Origin of the sequence: Phenylobacterium sp. LjRoot225, assembly GCF_964252855.1 — a bacterium.
Classification (GTDB): domain Bacteria; phylum Pseudomonadota; class Alphaproteobacteria; order Caulobacterales; family Caulobacteraceae; genus Phenylobacterium.
Map to the genome: position 1 here is coordinate 2,065,589 of NZ_CAXUPL020000001.1, position 16,016 is coordinate 2,081,604.

Genomic DNA, 16,016 nt, shown 5'->3' on the forward strand with positions numbered 1-16,016 from the left:
ATCGTCGAGACTGACCGCCTCACGCGTCGGCGCCGACGCGGACCGGCGCGGCGGTCATCGCCTTGGTCGACCAGACGCTGTCTCGCGGACCTTCCAGCCCGCGGCGGCGCGACAGACGCGCCATGGCGATGAAGGCCGGAACTCCCACCAGGGCGACGACATCGACGAGACGCGCAGCGCCCCCATGGTTCCAGGTGAGGCCCGCCACGCCCAGCAGGCTGGACAGGGGGATGAGCGCGGTCGCCGCCGCACAGGCGAACAGCAGCTCCGGTCCCGACCGCGCCGCGCCGCGCCAGAAGGCCCAGCCGACGGCCGCCAGGAAGGCCGCGTAGTAGATCAGGCTGTGAGCGGCTTGAAGATCCGCGACGCGGCCCGGCAGCCACTTCGCCGCGGCGATCGTCAGCGAGATCCCGGCGATGGACCCGAGGCTGATCCCGGTCGTGAGCGCGCCCAGGACACGTGTCGAACGGCTTTGCGGAACCTCGCCGGCCTTGCGGTTCATCCGCTTTCGCCGCGCCTCGATCCACAACAGGTTGCCGGAATAGAAGAGGAAGGCCCCGGCCAGTCCGAGCGCGAAATAGCCCCAGCGGACGGCGTCGCCGCCGAAACTGCCGAAGTGCAGGGCGAAGAAGCTGGTGACCACCGCGTTCCAGCCGGAGGCCAGTCCCGGCATGTAGGCGGTCTCCAGCATCGCGCCCGAATAGGGATCGACGACGGCGTAGCCAAACGTCGAGCCGCGCATGATGAAATGCGGATCGAAGCCCTCGACCCGAGCGACCGTCACGCCCTCGGCGTTGGTGCGGTAGCCGATCGTCTGGATGCGGAAGCTGGGCGCCTCGGCCTGGACCCGCTTCATGAGCTCGGCCGGCGGCAGGATCGCCGCGCCCGGCGCCGGCGCAGGCGTCGGCGGCTCGCCCCGCTTCCAGATCTGCTCGATCTTGCGGTCGTAGAGGACCAGGTTCTGGGTGTCGTAGAACTGATCGTGAAAGGCGAAGACCACCGCCGACAGCGCCATGATGATATGGAACGGCAGGCTGAGGATCCCCAGCGCATTGTGCACGTCGAGCCACATGCGCTTGAAGTTCTTGCCGAACCTCAAGAGGAACAGGTCCTTCACCAGGCTGGGCAGCAGGATGATCACGCCCGAGACCAGGGCGACGCCATAGAGCAGGGCGACCACGCCCATGATCGGCATCGCCACCTCGTGGTCGAACGGCAGGCCGACCTGCCGGTGCAGCACGTCGACGAACTCTGCGACCGGCGTGGCCGTCGCCTGGGCCACCACCAGCTCGCCGGACGGCGTCAGGGCCGCGGCGTAGTCCACCCCCTCCTCCCGCTCGGCGCCCGGCGCATGAACCGTCCAGCTCATGCGCGCCGGCGTATCCGGGCCGGTGGCGACGTGGATCGCATAGTCCTTCCCGGCCTCGGGATGCCGGGCGATCACGGCGGCGGCCAGCCGCGGAGCCTCGTCCAGCGCGACCGGCGCCGGCAACGTCGAGGGCGGTTGCGCCCAGCGCTGCAGCGGGCTTTCGAACATGGTGACCGCGCCGGCGTAGAAGGCGATGAACAGCGCCAGGCCGCTGAAGATGCCGACCCAGGTGTGGATGTCGAGGTAGGTCTTGACGACGTCGGTGCGCATGGGACCTCGGGTCAGGACAGCAGGGCCCGGCCGCCGTACAGCAGGCCGAACGCCAGGAGATTGGCGAGGGCGAGCCACAGCCAGGCCCGCCGTGGATTGCGGAACAGGAAGACGAAGCTGAGCACGCCCACCCAGAGCGGCGAGATCAGCCACATGTTGAACTGCGCCTTGTCGGCGCCCCCGTCCGTCCCCGCGCCGCCAGGCCCGAACCAGGCGAAGAGGCCGCTCACCGCGAGCGCCAGGGTGAAGCCGAGGACCACGCCGGCGCAGGTCTTGCCGAACCAGTCCCGGCTGGTGAGCTTGTGGGCGGTCATGGGCGATCGCTCCGGCGCCGGAGCACAGCGAGGAAGGGCAGCGCCTGCAGGACCGTCATCGTCAGGGTCATGAGCGCGAAGACCGCGACGGCGGGCCCCGCGACCCGCAGCAGCAGCGCCAGCGCCGCGACCAGCGAGACGCCGCCGCCCCGCACAAGGGTCGGGGCGGCGGGCCGTCTCGCCAGCAGCCTCTGGTTCGGGGCCGCCAGATAGAGCATGACGCTCGCCGCCGTTGCGAGCAGCACCGCGAGCAGGGTCTGGAGGATGATCATGCGCGGCCCCAGCTCGGCTTAGAAGTTTGCGTCGAGCACGACCCCGAACGCCCTCGGCTGGCCGACCTGGGCCTGGGCGCCCGCCCAGTTGGTGCGGCCGGAGTAGAGGATGTCGGCGTCGCCCAAATTCTTGACGTAGCCGCGGATCGCCCAGTGTTCGGTCTGGTAGCCGAGGTGGGCGTTGACCACCGTGAAGTCACCGCCGTCGATCGCCACGCCGCTCTCGACCTGAGAGGAATAGCGGCTGACATGGTTGGCGCTGGCGCCGAGGAAGAAGCCTGACGCGAACGTCTGCTCGAAGCCGAGCGAGACGGTGACCTTGGGCGCATTGTTCAAGCGCGCGCCGTCCGCCGTCGGGAAGGAGGCGGGCGCCTCGGTGATCTTGGTGTCGAGCAGCCCTAGCCCGCCGAAGACGTCCAGGCCCTCGCGCGGCCGGATAGTGGCCTCCACCTCGAGACCGTAGCTTCGCGCCTTCGGGATGTTGGTGAAGGTGAAGTTCAGCAGCCCCTGGTAGTTGTCGTAGTCGTTGTAGAAGAGGTTGGTGCTCAGGGTCACCCGCCGATCGGCCAGCTCAGTGCGGGTGCTGAGCTCGTAGGAGACCACCTCCTCCTTGTCGTACTGGTAGTAGGTCCCGTTATCCCAATCGATGGCCCCGCCGCCGGGGCTGTAGCCCTTGCGGACCACGAAGCCGACATTGGTGCTGGGCGTGGCGACGTACTGCAGGCCGACCTTGGGCAGGAAGAGGCTTTCCTTGCGGTCGGTCGTCACCGCGCCCCACGACAGGGCGACGTCGCGCGTCTGCTTCTCCTGCTCGACCCGGCCGCCGAACAGCAGGCTGAGCCGGTCCGTCAGTTCGAACCAGCCGTCGGCGTAGGCGGCGTAGGTCTTCACCGAGTCGGGGCCGTTCACCCCCATGTCCGAGACCAGGTCCTGGTGGCGGTCGTAGTAGTAGAGCCCGAGCACGCCGCTGAGCCGGCGATCGGCCGGGGCGTAGGTGAGGCGCGCCTCGACGGTGTCGTTGTCTTCGTCCAGCGACAGATTGCCAAGGCCGCCGCCCGTGGAGTTGGCCTGCTGGAACCTCGCCTTGTACCAGCCGTGGCCATAGAGCAGGTGGGCGGTCGCCGCCTCCGACAGCTGGTATTCGAGCTTCACGCTGACATTGCCGGCGCGCGAGTCGCTGTAGCGCGTGTTCATGTCGACGTTGTCGAACTTGTAGTCGAAGAAGTTCGGACCGGTGGCGAGATAGAGGTATTCGCCCTCCTGCCAATGCTGGGTGGCGGTGACCAGGGCGCTGAAGCCCGGCAGGGCCTTCGGCGTCCACAGCAGCTTGCCGCGCACATTGCTCTGCTCGATCTTCGAGGGATCGAACGGCCAGCCGTCGCCCGTGTAGTGGATGTAGCTTTCGCCCCGGGTTCCGTCGGCAGCCAGGCGGACGGCGAGCTCGTCGGCGACGATCGGGCCGGAGACGACGCCGGCCAGATAGCTCTTGCCGCCCTCGGTCTCGTAGCCGGCGCGCGCCGCCCCTTCCCATTTGAACGTCGGGTCCTTGGTGGTGACGACGATGGCGCCGCCCAGGCTGTTGCGGCCCTGGGTCGTCGACTGCGGCCCGCGCAGGACCTCCACCTGGTCGACGTCCCACAGACCGACGTCGGCATAGCGCTGACCGCCGAAGGTCTCCGGCAGGCCGTCGATGAGGGTGGCGACCCGCGGGCGCGCGCCTGACATCAGGGTGAAGATGCCGCCGCCGGGCCCGGAGCCGGTCACGCCACGGATGCTCGGCAGATCCGCCGCCGTGCCCAGCATGTTCGGTACGCGGCTCGCCAGGTCGTAGGGCGAACGGAACTCATTCGGATCGACGTGACGCAGCACGGTCACCGCCGTGGTGGTCTCCTTCAGCGAGCGGTCGATCTTTTCCCCCGTCACCACGACTTCGCCGACCTGGAAGGCTTCGGCGTCCGCCGCCCGCGCCGCCGGCGTCCACGCCGCGCACACGGCGGCTGCGGCCGTGCTTGCGACCAGGATCGACCGCGATCCAACCCCGAACTTTCCAGCCCGCTTCATCAAACCCGACCCCTCTTTTTTTGATCCACCCGTGACGGGCGGCGCTGGAGTTGATAATGATTCTCATTCCTATATGCAACCAGCTTGGCCTTGGTTCGTGAAAAAGATCGCAAATACCGTGAGTTATGAGACTTCTCGCCCTGAAGACGCGGATCTCGACACCACCTTGAGGCGAATCCACCCTGCGGCCAGCGAGGCTGCGGCGCTGCTGCGCGCGCCGGACCTCGGTGAGGCCGGCTGGTGGTCGCGGATCGCCGATCGCGGCGCGCCGATCGTCGAGCCGATCACGGCCGACCGGGTGTGCGTCACCTTCCTGTGGCGGGACGACCAGCGCGACCGGGTCTACATCGACGTCAATTCGGTGACCGACCACCACAGCTTTGCGCCGGAGGGACTGGAGCAGATCCCCGGCTCGGACGTCTGGTTCTGGCAGGCGTCGTTGCCGCCGGCCTGGCGCGGCAGCTACGCCTTCATCCCCACGGGGCCCCAGCACCGCCCGCCGGCGCCGATGTCCGAGGCCGCCGCCCGGTGGGACCAGCAGCGAGACTGGTGGCGGTCCATCTCCGCCCTCGCCCGTCCGGACCCGCTCAATCCGGTCCGGCCCCACCCCTCCGGCTGGGACGGCCAGGCCTCAGGGCTTCATCTTCCGCAGGCGCCCGATCAGTCGATGTGGGCCGCGGTGGACGCCGGACAGCCGCCGCCGTCCGATCCGGCGCGCGGCGCGACCTTCGAGTGGCGCAGCGCAATTCAGGGCAAGGGCCGCACCGTCTGGCTGCACCTGACCGACGAACCGGGCCGAGCCCCCGCGGGCGGCTATCCCCTGGCGATCCTGCTCGACGGCCGCAACTGGATCGAGCGGATGCCGCTGCCCGGGGTGCTGGACGCCGAGACGCGAGCCGGGCGGTTGCCGCCCGCCGTCTACCTCTTCGTGGATTCCATCGACGGCGCGCACCGCGAGCAGGACCTGCCGTGCAACCCGGCCTTCTGGCGGGCCGTGCAGGACGAACTCCTGCCGCTGGCGTCGCAGTTCGCCCCCCTCGCTCGGGAGCCGGAGCGCACCGTGGTCGCCGGACAGAGCTATGGCGGCCTTTCGGCCCTCTACGCCGGCCTGCACTGGCCCTCGCGCTTCGGCCGCGTCCTCAGCCAGTCCGGCTCCTTCTGGTGGCCGCAGACCGCCTGGGTCGACGGCTCCGCCGGGGGCGCCCAGGCCAGGCGTCCCGGCGCCCGCGGCTGGTTGGCCCGCCAGGTCGAGGCCGGCGGCCTGCCGGCCGGCGCCTTGCGCGTCTTCATGGAGGTGGGCAGCCGCGAGGGCGCGATGCTCGACGTCAACGAGACCATGCGGGCCGCCCTCGATCAGGCCGGCCATCACGTCACCCATCGCCGGTTCGAGGGCGGCCACGACAGCCTGTGCTGGCGCGGCGGGCTCGTCGACGGCCTGCGCTGCCTCTTAGCCCCCACACAGGAGACGCCGTCATGAGCACCGACCGAACCAATCCCTTCGACGACGAAACCGGGCGCTTCCTCGTCCTGCTGAACGCCCGTGGCGAGCACAGCCTCTGGCCCGAGTTCGCCCAGGTCCCCCGCGGCTGGCGGACGGTCGCCGGCCCCGACAGCCGCGTCGCCTGTCTGGAGTTCGTGGAGTCCAGCTGGGCCGCCTCGCTCCGCCCGCGTCCGCCCGCCGCGCCCGCCTCCACCGTTTGAGCCGCCTTCGAGGACCGAGATCATGTCGCTGCAAAGCCACGCCGTCCCCCATCCGGCCGCGGATCCGGAGGGGGCGACGACCCTGCCGCTGGTCGCCGCCCAGCCGGGCATCTGGCTGGCGGATCAGATCGCGCCGGACGAGAGGGCCTTCGTCGTCGCCCAGTACGCCGACGTTCGCGGCCAGCTCGACGTGACGTCGCTCGGCCGGGCGATCCGCACGGCGCTCGCCGAAGCGGACACGGTCCACGCCCGCTTCAGCCAGGGCGACGACGGGCCGATCCAATCCTGGCCCCTGCGGCGAAGCCCCGAGGATGTCGCAGCGCCCGATCTGCTGGACCTGACGGCCGAGCCCGACCCGATCGCCGCCGCGCACGCCTGGATGGCCGCCGACCTGGCCGCAGCCCCGCTGCTGGACGAGGCCGCGCCGCTCTACCGGCACGCCCTGCTGCAGGTGGCGCCGGACCGCTGGTTCTGGCTCCAGCGCTATCATCACGCCTGCGTCGACGGCTACAGCCTGGCCGCCCTCACCCGCCGGATCACCGCCATCTACGGCGCCCTGGTCGAGGCGCGGCCGCTCTCGCCCCCGCCGTGGCGCCACTTCGCCGACGTGGTTGAGGAATACCAAGCCTACACCGCCTCGGACGCCTGGGCCGAGGACGGCGCCTTCTGGCGCGCCTACGCGGGCGAGGACGCGCCCCTCATCAGCCTGGCGGCCGACGGCGGCGCGACCGTCCCGATCGCCAACGCCAATGTGCTGCGCCGGACCTTCCGCATCGAGCCCGAGGCGGCGGCCCGGCTGGCGGCGCTGGGCCGCGAGCGGCGGCTGGGCGCGCCGGAAATGGCGATGGCCGGCGTCTTCGCCTACCTGCACCTGATGACCGGCGCGACCCCGGTCGCCGTCGGCCTGCCCTACATGCGCCGGCTGGGGTCGGCGGCGATCGACGCGGTCGGCGCCGTCGTCATTGTCCTGCCGGTGCGGGTCGCGGTGGAGCCGCGGCTCTGCTTCGCCGAGATCGGCCAGCGGCTGGCCGCCGAGCTGAAGCGGGTGCGCGGTCGCCAGCGCTACGACGCCGAGCAGATCCAGCGCGACCTCGGCCTGGTCGGCTCCGGGCGCGGCCTCTACGGCCCGACGATCAACCTCAAGATCTTCGACCAGGACCTCGCCCTGCCCGGCGCGACGTCCGCCGTCCACGTCCTCGCGGCCGGCCCGGTCGACGACCTGGAGTTCGGCCTGTGGCGGGACGGCGAGGCCCTCGTCGTCGAGCTCGCCGCCAATCCCGCCCGCTACGGCGCTGAGGAGTTGGAGCTCCACGGCCGACGGCTGGAGGCCCTGATGCGGCGGCTGATCGAGGCGCCCGAGGCGCCGATCGGCTCGATTGCGCTGCTGGAGCCGGAAGAGGCCCGGCGGATCGAGGCCTGGTCCCGCGGCCCGTCGGTGACGCGCCCGACAGGCGTCCGGACGGTGCTCGACGTGTTCGACCACCACGCCCGGCGGCGCGCCGGGCAGGCGGCGCTCTTCGACTGCGAACGCTCGCTGGACTTCGCCACCCTGGCCGGCGACGTCGCCCGCCTCGCGCGGCTGCTGATCGCCAAGGGCGTAGGTCCTGGCGACATCGTCGCCACGGCCCTGCCGCGCCGGGCCCAGGCGGTCGTCGCCCTGCTGGGGGTGATCACCGCCGGCGCGGCCTGGATGCCGCTCGATCCGGACTATCCGACGGAGCGGCTGGCGCTGATGTGCGCCGACGCCAGGCCGGCCCTGCTGCTGACCGGCGGCGCTGCGGGCGACGAGATCGGCGCGGGCGCGCCGGTGATCGACGTCGACGACCCGTCTTTCGCGGCCCTGCTGGCCGCGCAATCCGCGGCCCCGGTCTGCGACGCCGACCGCCGCCGGCCGCTTCGCCCGGAGGACCCCGCCTACATCATCTACACCTCCGGCTCGACGGGGACGCCGAAGGGGGTGACGACGCCGCATGCGGGGCTTCTCAACCTGCTGCTGTCGCACGAGGCGAGCCTGTTCGGCGAGGTGATGCGCAAGGTCGGCGACCGGCCGGTGCGCGCCGGCCACGCCATGTCGCTGGCCTTCGACTCCTCCTGGGAGCAGGTCATCTGGCTGCTGCTCGGCCACGAGATGCACCTCTGTGACGAGGAGCAGCGGCGCGACGCCCAGGCCCTGACCGAGTTCGTCCGTGAGCGGAGGATCGACACCCTCGACCTGTCGCCCTCCATGCTGCAGCAGATGCTGAACTGCGGCCTGCTCGAGCCCGGGCAGACGGGCGGCCACCGCCCGGCGATGATCCAGATCGGCGGCGAGGCGGCGCCGGCGGCCCTGTGGCGCGAACTTTCGCGGCACAGTGACGTCCGCTTCCACAACTTCTACGGCCCGACCGAATACAGCGTCGACGCCCTCGGCGCGGGCATCCTCGACGCCGAGACCCCGGTCATCGGCCGGCCGGTCGCCAACAGCCGCATCCACATCCTTGACGCGCGGCTGCAGCCGGTTCCGACCGGCGTGCAGGGCGAGCTCTATCTGTCCGGTCCCGGCCTGGCGGAGGGTTACCTGAACCGCCCCGGCCTGACGGCCTCGCGCTTCGTCGCCGATCCGTCCGGCGACGGCGATCGGATGTACCGCACCGGCGACCTCGCCCGCTGGCGCGGCGACGGCCTGGTGGAATACGTCGGCCGCAGCGACCATCAGGTGAAGGTGCGCGGCTTCCGCGTCGAGCCAGGCGAGATCGAGCACGCGCTCTGCGCCCTGCCCGGCGTGACCGCGGCCCTGGTCGTGGCGGAGCCGGCGGGCGCCAGCCATCGGTTGATCGCCTACTGCACCGGCCAGGGCGACGAAGCCGAATGGCTGGGAGAGCTCGCTGAGCGGCTGCCCGACTATATGACGCCGTCCAGCCTGATCCGGCTCGACGCCTGGCCGCTGACGGTGAACGGCAAGATCGACCGGCGCGCCCTGCCCCGGCCCGGCCGCCGGGACGAGACGTCCGGCGCGATCGCCTACGCCAGCGAGGCTGAACGCCTGGTCTGCGAGAGCATGGCCGCGGTGATCGGCGCGGCTCCCGTGCGCGGCGACGACGACTTCTTCGCCCTGGGCGGCGACAGCATCAGCGCCATGGCGCTCGGGACCGCGCTGCGCCGGGCCGGCTATCTGCTGCGTCCGCGCGACGTCTTCACGCTGCGGCGCGCCGACCGCATGGCCGCGGCGCTGACGCCGCTGAAGGAAGCCGGTCCGCCCGCCGCCGTCGTCGAGGGCGAGGTCGGCGCCCTGCCCCTCGTCCGCTGGTTCGCCGAGCGCCACGGCCTGACGACGCGCTTCGCCCAGGGCGTCCTACTGCGCGTGCCCGCCGACCTGCGCCGGGACGCGATCGAGGCGGCGCTCGCCGCCCTGTGCCGCGCCCATCCGGCGCTCCGGGCCCGGGCGGTCGGCGAGGGGCTGACCATCCCGCCGATGGAGGCGGAGTTCGACGCCGGCGCCCTGCTGTGGAGCAAGCGCCTCGCCGACGCGACCCCGTCGTCGGCGCTCGTCCCCATCTTCGACGCCGCCTTCGAGGCGGCCGCGGCGCGCCTGGCGCCCGCCGACGGGGTGATGCTGCAAGCGGCGCACTGGGCCGCGCCCTCGGGCGACGGCTGGCTGATGCTGGTCGCCCACCACCTGGTCGTCGACGGCATGTCCTGGCGCATCCTGCTGCCGGAGCTGGAGACCGCCTGCGCCGCCGCCATGGCGGGCGCAGCCCCGCCGCTGCAAGGTGAAGAGGCGTCCATCCAGGACTGGGCGCGAATGCTCGCCGCCCAGGTTCCGGCGCGACGCGAGGAGGCGGCGCTCTGGCGGCGGATGCTGTCGGCGCCGGCAGGCCTGCTGGCCGGACGCGAGCTCGATCCCCGACACCACACCGAGGGCGCGGCGGAGCGCCTGCGCACCTTGCTGGACGCGGACCTGACCCAGGCCGTCCTGCTGGAGCTTCCCACCGCCTGCCGCGCCAAGGTGGATGAGGTGATCCTGACCGCCGTCGCCCTGGCGCTGACCCAGCGCTTCGGCGGCGAGACCCTGGCCCTGACCCTGGAATCGCACGGCCGGGAGATGCTGGACGAGCGCGTCGACCCGTCCCGCACCGTCGGCTGGCTGACCGCCGAATATCCGCTGGCCGTCGACCTCGGCGCGGCGCGCAAGATGACCGGAGCGCTCCGGGCGGTGAAGCAGGCCCTTCGCCAGGCGCCCGACCTCGGCGTCGGCTACGGCGTGCTGCGCTATCTCGATCCGCAGACCGGGCCTGCCCTGGCGGCGCTCGAAGCCGCCCGCCGGCCGGACCTGCTGTTCAACTACCTCGGACGGTTCGCCGCCAAGGCCGGCTGCTGGGCGCCGCAACCGGTGGGCGGCCATTTCGCCGACGCCTTCGCCGTCGACCTCGATCCCGCGGCGGCCATGGCGCACCCCCTGGAGCTGAACGCCTTCGTCGAGGAAGCCGGCGAAGCGCCGCGCCTGGCGCTGAACTGGACCTGGGCGGCCGGCCTGCTCGACGCGCCGACGATCCGCGCGCTGCACGACGCCGTCGCGGCCAATGTCCGCGCGCTGTCCGAGCTCGCCCGCACCGCGCCGCTGACCGCCGCCGACACCCTCACGCCCGCCGAGGCGCCGGGCCTCAGCCAGGGCGAGCTCGACGCCCTGCGCGAGACGCATGGGCCGCTGGCCGCGGTCCTCCCGCTGTTGCCGCTGCAGGAGGGCCTGCTGTTCCACGCCCAACTGGGCGAGGCCGCCAGCGCCTACACCTCGATGACCCGCCTCGACCTCGAGGGCGCCATCGATATCGAGCGGCTGCAACGGTCGCTGGACGCCGTCCTGCGCCGTCACCCCCAGCTGGCCGCTCGCTTCGAGACCGACCTGAGGGCCGGCGCGCGCCAGGTCCTGGCGCTGGATCCCGGAAGCTGGCCGCTGGACCTCTACGACCTGCGCGGCCTTCCCGCTGGCGAGACCGACCCGATGATGCGCCGGATCACCGCCGTCGAGCTGGCGCGGGATTTCATCGGCAAGGGCGGCCTGCTGGTCCGGGCGGTGCTCGTCCGCCGCGCCGACACCCAGTTCAGCCTGCTGCTCAACGCCCACCACCTGGTGGTCGACGGCTGGTCGACGCCGATCCTGCTGCGCGACCTGCTGCAGGCCTACGCCGACGACGGTCAGCGCCTGGCGTCGCCGCGCGTCGCCTACGCCGAGGTGGTGCAGGCGCTGGCCGCCCGCGATCCGGCGCCCGCCCGCGCCGCCTGGACCGAGGCCCTGGACGGCGCCCGCCCGACCCTGGCGTTCGGCGACGCCGCCGCCGGGCCCGGCGTGCGGGAGATCGAGTTCGTGGTCCCGGCCGAGCTGGAGACGAGGCTGCGCGCGCGCTGCCGCGACAAGGGCCTGACGCTCAACACCCTGATGCAGGGGATGTGGGGCGCGCTGCTGTCGATCCTCACCGGTCGCGACGACGTGCTGTTCGGCACGCCGGTGTCCGGCCGCTTCAGCCCGATCGAAGGCGTCGACGAACACATCGGCCTGTTCAGCAACACCGTCCCCGTGCGGGTTCGGCTCGACCCGCGCCGGCCGCTGCTCGACCAGCTCGCCGATCTCCAGGCGCGCCAGGGCGAGTTGATGGAGCACGACGGCCTGAGCCTGGCGGAGATCCAGCGGCTGGCCGGCGGCGGCCAGCTGTTCGACACCCTGCTGGTCAGCGAGAACTACCCCGACGACCATGCGCTCGCCGCGCGCGACCACGCCGGCCTGCGCCTGACGGGCGTCTCCAACCGGGGCTACACCCACTATCCGCTCACCCTGATGGTCCTGCCGGGCGAGCGTCTGCGGCTGCTGCTGGAATACCGCGACGTGCTGGCGGCGCCTGAACAGCTGATCGGGCGCATCGCCGCCCTCTTGGAGCACCTCGCCGCCGCCGACCGGCCCTGGGCGGAGTTCGATCCGCGCCTCCCGGAGGAACGGGCCTTGATGGCGGCGGCGAACGCCACCGACCATGCCGCGCCGGACGCCACCTTGCGTCAGCTCCTGGCCCGCCGGGCGCAGCTCATCCCCGACGCCCTGGCCCTGGTCGACGCCGACCACCGGCTGACCTACGCGCAGCTTCGCGCCCAGACCGCGCACCTGGCCGCGCAGATGCGGCAGGCCGGCGTCGGCGTCGGGGACATCGTCGCCGTCGCCCTGCCGCGGTCGGTCCGGCTGACGGTGGCCATCCACGCCGTCATCGAGGCCGGCGCAGCCTATCTGCCGCTGGACGCCGGCTATCCGGACGAACGGTTGGCGATGATGCTCGAGGACGCCCGGCCCCGGCTGATCGTCACCGAAACGGCCCTGGCCGAACGCTTCGCGGGCCTCGGCGAGCTGATGCTGTTCGACGCCCTGGCGCCCGAGCCGCAGTTCGGCCACGCCCCCGCCCCCACTCCCGCTGGCGACGGGCTGACGCCGGAGCGTCCCGCCTATCTGATCTACACCTCCGGCTCGACCGGCCGGCCGAAGGGCGTGCTGGTCTCCCATCGCGCCATCGTCAACCGTCTGGCCTGGATGCAGCACGAATATCGCCTATCGCCCGGCGAGCCCGTCCTCCAGAAGACGCCCTGCAGCTTCGACGTCTCGGTCTGGGAGTTCTTCTGGCCGCTGCTGGAAGGCGCGAGCCTGGTCATGGCCCCGCCGGACGCCCACCGCGATCCCGACGCCCTGCTACAGCTCGTCGCCCGCGACCAGGTGAGCACGCTCCACTTCGTCCCCTCGATGCTCGCCGCCTTCCTCAGCTGGATCGAGGACGACCCCGAAGGCCGCGTCCCGATGACCGCGAGCCTGAAGCGGATCTTCTGCAGCGGCGAAGCCCTGCCGCGGACGCTCGCCGAGCGATGCGGACGGCTTGTGGGTGCGGACCTGCACAACCTCTACGGCCCGACGGAGGCGGCGGTGGACGTCACCTACAGGCCGGCCGCCGAGGCGACCTCCGGCGCAGGCGTGCCGATCGGCCGGCCGGTCTGGAACACCCGGCTGCGGATCCTCGATCCGATGCTGCGGCCGGCGCCGGTCGGCGTTCCGGGCGAGCTCTATCTGAGCGGCGTGCAACTCGCCGACTACTACCTCGACCGCGCCGGGCTGACGGCCACCCGCTTCGTCGCCGACCCCTTCGCGGAGGGCGAACGCATGTACCGCACGGGCGACATCGCCTGCTGGCGACCCGACGGCGAGGTCGACTACCTCGGCCGCTGCGACGACCAGCTGAAGATCCGCGGCCAGAGGATCGAGCTCGGCGAGGTGGAGGCTGCGCTCGCGACCCAGCCGGGCGTCACCGGGGCGGTGGTCAATCCCTGCATCCTCGGCGCCGGCGGCGCGGCCGGCGAGGATGCGCGCCAGCTGGTCGGCTATGTGACCGTCGCGGACGGCGGGATCGACGTCGAGGGCCTGCGCGCCGCGCTGGCCCGAGCCTTGCCCGCCCACATGGTTCCCGCGGCCATCGTGGTGATGGCGGCCTTCCCGCTCAGCCTGAACGGCAAGCTCGACCGCAAGGCGCTCCCGGCGCCCGTGGATGGCGGCGGCCTCGGCCGGCCGCCGCGGCCCGGTCTGGAGAGCCGCATCGCCGGCGTTTTCGCCCGCCTGCTCGACCGCCCTTCGGTCCAGGCCGAGGACGACTTCTTCGCGCTGGGCGGCCACTCGCTGCTCGCCATGCGGCTGGCCGCCGAGCTGCGCCGGACCTTCGACCAGCCCGTCTCGGTGGGCCAGGTCATGGCCTCGCCCAGCGTCGCGAAGCTCGCGGCGCTGCTATCGGGCGAGGCCACGGGCGACTCCGGCCGCGGAGAAGTGCTGCACCTGCGCGGCGGACGCGGGAACCCGCTCTTCTGCTTCCATCCGGCCTCGGGCTTCGCCTGGCAGTACAGCGCGCTCGCCCGGCACCTGCCGACGCATCTGCCGCTCATCGGCCTGCAGTCGCCGCGGTCGGGCGGCGTGATCGCCGCGGCCTCCAGCCTGGACGAGGCCTGCGAGCGCCACCTCGGCACGATCCGCGAAATCCAGCCCCAGGGCCCCTACCATCTGCTCGGCTATTCCCTGGGCGGCTCGCTGGCGCACGGGGTGGCGGCGCGGCTCGAGGCGCAGGGCGAAGCGGTCGCCTTCCTCGGCCTCTTCGACACCTATCCGCCCGAGGGCCAGGACTGGAGCGGCGCCACGGAGACCGAAGCCCAGGCTGAGGCCGACCGCGAGCGCGAGCAGTTCCTCGCCGCCGCCGACGAGGCGACCGACGAGGCCCTCGAAGCGGAGAAGGCGGCGATGTTCGCCGACATCGTCGCCAACTACGCCGACGCGGTGAAGCTGCTCGCGAGCGGGCGGACCCCGGCCTACCGGGGCGAGGCGGTGCTGTTCGTCGCCGCCCGCACCCTGCCCGGCGACTGGGACGTGCGGGGATCCTGGGCCGGCCGCATCGGCGGGCTGCAGGTTCATGCCGTGGACTGCGCCCACGAAGACATCCTGGCGCCCGAGACCCTCGAGACCGTCGGGCCGATCCTCGCCGGCCGACTTGCGGATCTGCCCTCGCTGCAATGATCCGCCTTCCCTCGCCGCTCGCGCGACGAGGGAAGGCCTTCGAGCTCGACAATTTGGGGTGGCGCACTTCTCCAGCCCCAGTTAAATGCAAATGACTCTTATTTGCATTAAGTAGGCTTCATGGCGTCCCCCTTCCTCGTCGACTTCGGCCTGCTGAAGCGAAACCCGCATTTCCGCGCCGTCTTCGTGGCCCGGATGATGTCGGTCTTCTCGCTGGGCATTCTCGCCGTCGCCGCGCCGGTGCAGATCCATCAGCTGACCGGATCGGCGCTGCAGGTCAGCGTGGCGGTCGCGCTGGACGGCTTCGGCATGTTCGTCGGCCTGATGGTCGGCGGAGTGGCCGCCGACCGCTACGACCGTCGCCGGCTGATCCTGATGGCCCGCGGGCTTTGCGGCCTGGGCTTCCTGGCGCTGGCGTTGAACGGCTTCCTGGCCGCCCCCTCGGTGACGGCCCTCTATCTCGTCTCCCTGTGGGACGGCTTCTTCGGGGCGATCGGCATGACCGCCCTGATGGCCGCCATCCCGGGCCTGGTGGGACGCGAGAACCTGGCCGCGGCCGGAGGGCTCTCGATGCTCACCGTGCGTTTCGGCGCGGTGCTCGCGCCGATGGTCGGGGGCCTGATCATCGCCTCGGCGGGCGTCAGCTGGAACTATCTGGTCGCCGGGATCGGCACCCTGGGCACCCTGATCCCACTGGTCCGCCTGCCGACCCTGCGGCCCGGCGAGCCCAGCGGCGACAGGCCGCTGCAGGCCCTGGCCGGCGGCTTCGCCTTCCTGCTGCAGAACCGGATCGTCGGCGCGGTGGTCGCGGTGGGCACCCTGCAGGCGACGTTCAGCGCCATCCGCGTGGTCTTCCCCTCGCTCGCCGAAGCCTTCCAGGCCGGCCCCGTCGGCATCGGCCTGATGTATTCCGCCGTCCCGCTCGGAGCGATGGTCGGCGCCTTCACCAGCGGATGGGTCGGCGGTTTCGCCCGGCCCGGCGCCCTGTTGATCGGCTGCGTCTGCAGCTGCGCGGCGCTGATCGCGGGCCTCGGTTGGGCAGGCGCCCTGGCGCCGGCCCTCGCCGCCTTGGTGGTGTTCGGCTACCTCGGCTCGATCGCGTCGCTGTTGCAGTTCACCCTGGTTCAGACCCACACGCCGGACCACCTGCTCGGCCGGGTCAGCGGCCTGTGGAGCGGACAGGACGTGATCGGCGACTCCGGCGGCGCCCTCGCCATGGGCGGCCTGGCCCGCCTGCTGCCGCCAGTCCTCGGCGTCTTCTGGTTTGGCGCCGGCGCCCTGGCGCTCGGCCTGGGGATGGCCGCAAGCTTCGGCAATCTGCGCCAGCTGCACGGCGATCGCCCAGCGACCAAGGCGCCGCTTGAGGACGCCCTGGCGGAGCCGGCGGCGGAATAGGGCTCGGCCGCCGGAGCCGCCGCCACGCCACAACCCAGACGGGCCAGACGCCAATACGCCCCCTCGCAAAAAGGTTTCAC

General features: G+C 72.1%; 8 protein-coding genes. 4 read left to right on the top strand and 4 right to left on the bottom strand.

Annotated elements, in window-relative coordinates; all coding sequences use genetic code 11:
• Nucleotides 1-19 precede the first annotated feature (19 nt).
• From ACSQ2B_RS09675 to ACSQ2B_RS09690, 4 genes are read right to left on the bottom strand one after another with little or no spacing between them, the layout of a single operon-like run.
• On the bottom strand, nucleotides 20-1,639 hold the full coding sequence (locus tag ACSQ2B_RS09675; RefSeq protein ID WP_436049312.1) for a PepSY-associated TM helix domain-containing protein: 1,620 nt from the start codon (nucleotides 1,637-1,639) through the stop codon (nucleotides 20-22).
• Nucleotides 1,640-1,650: 11 nt separating this feature from the next.
• On the bottom strand, nucleotides 1,651-1,953 hold the full coding sequence (locus tag ACSQ2B_RS09680; RefSeq protein ID WP_436049314.1) for a hypothetical protein: 303 nt from the start codon (nucleotides 1,951-1,953) through the stop codon (nucleotides 1,651-1,653).
• Nucleotides 1,950-2,225: a hypothetical protein gene (locus tag ACSQ2B_RS09685; RefSeq protein ID WP_436049316.1), complete on the bottom strand. Its 276-nt coding sequence runs from the start codon at nucleotides 2,223-2,225 to the stop codon at nucleotides 1,950-1,952. Before ACSQ2B_RS09685 ends, ACSQ2B_RS09680 begins: the two co-directional genes overlap by 4 nt.
• 18 nt (nucleotides 2,226-2,243) lie before the next feature.
• Nucleotides 2,244-4,286, bottom strand: a complete 2,043-nt coding sequence (locus ACSQ2B_RS09690; protein WP_436049318.1) for a TonB-dependent receptor — start codon at nucleotides 4,284-4,286, stop codon at nucleotides 2,244-2,246.
• A 118-nt stretch (nucleotides 4,287-4,404) separates the two neighbouring features.
• On the opposite strand from ACSQ2B_RS09690, the gene fes reads away from it, so the two are divergent.
• The 4 genes from fes (at nucleotide 4,405) to entS (ending at nucleotide 15,936) form a co-directional block, all read left to right on the top strand.
• Entirely contained in the window at nucleotides 4,405-5,763 is a 1,359-nt protein-coding gene (fes, locus tag ACSQ2B_RS09695) for an enterochelin esterase (protein WP_436049320.1), read from the top strand.
• Nucleotides 5,760-5,987 carry an MbtH family protein gene (locus ACSQ2B_RS09700; protein WP_436049322.1) on the top strand — a complete coding sequence of 76 codons (228 nt, stop codon included), beginning with the start codon at nucleotides 5,760-5,762 and terminating at the stop codon, nucleotides 5,985-5,987. Before fes ends, ACSQ2B_RS09700 begins: the two co-directional genes overlap by 4 nt.
• A 22-nt stretch (nucleotides 5,988-6,009) precedes the next feature.
• Nucleotides 6,010-14,541 carry an amino acid adenylation domain-containing protein gene (locus ACSQ2B_RS09705; RefSeq protein ID WP_436049323.1) on the top strand — a complete coding sequence of 2,844 codons (8,532 nt, stop codon included), beginning with the start codon at nucleotides 6,010-6,012 and terminating at the stop codon, nucleotides 14,539-14,541.
• 120 nt (nucleotides 14,542-14,661) lie between these two features.
• Entirely contained in the window at nucleotides 14,662-15,936 is a 1,275-nt protein-coding gene (gene entS, locus ACSQ2B_RS09710; RefSeq protein ID WP_436049325.1) for an enterobactin transporter EntS, read from the top strand.
• Nucleotides 15,937-16,016: the final 80 nt, after the last annotated feature.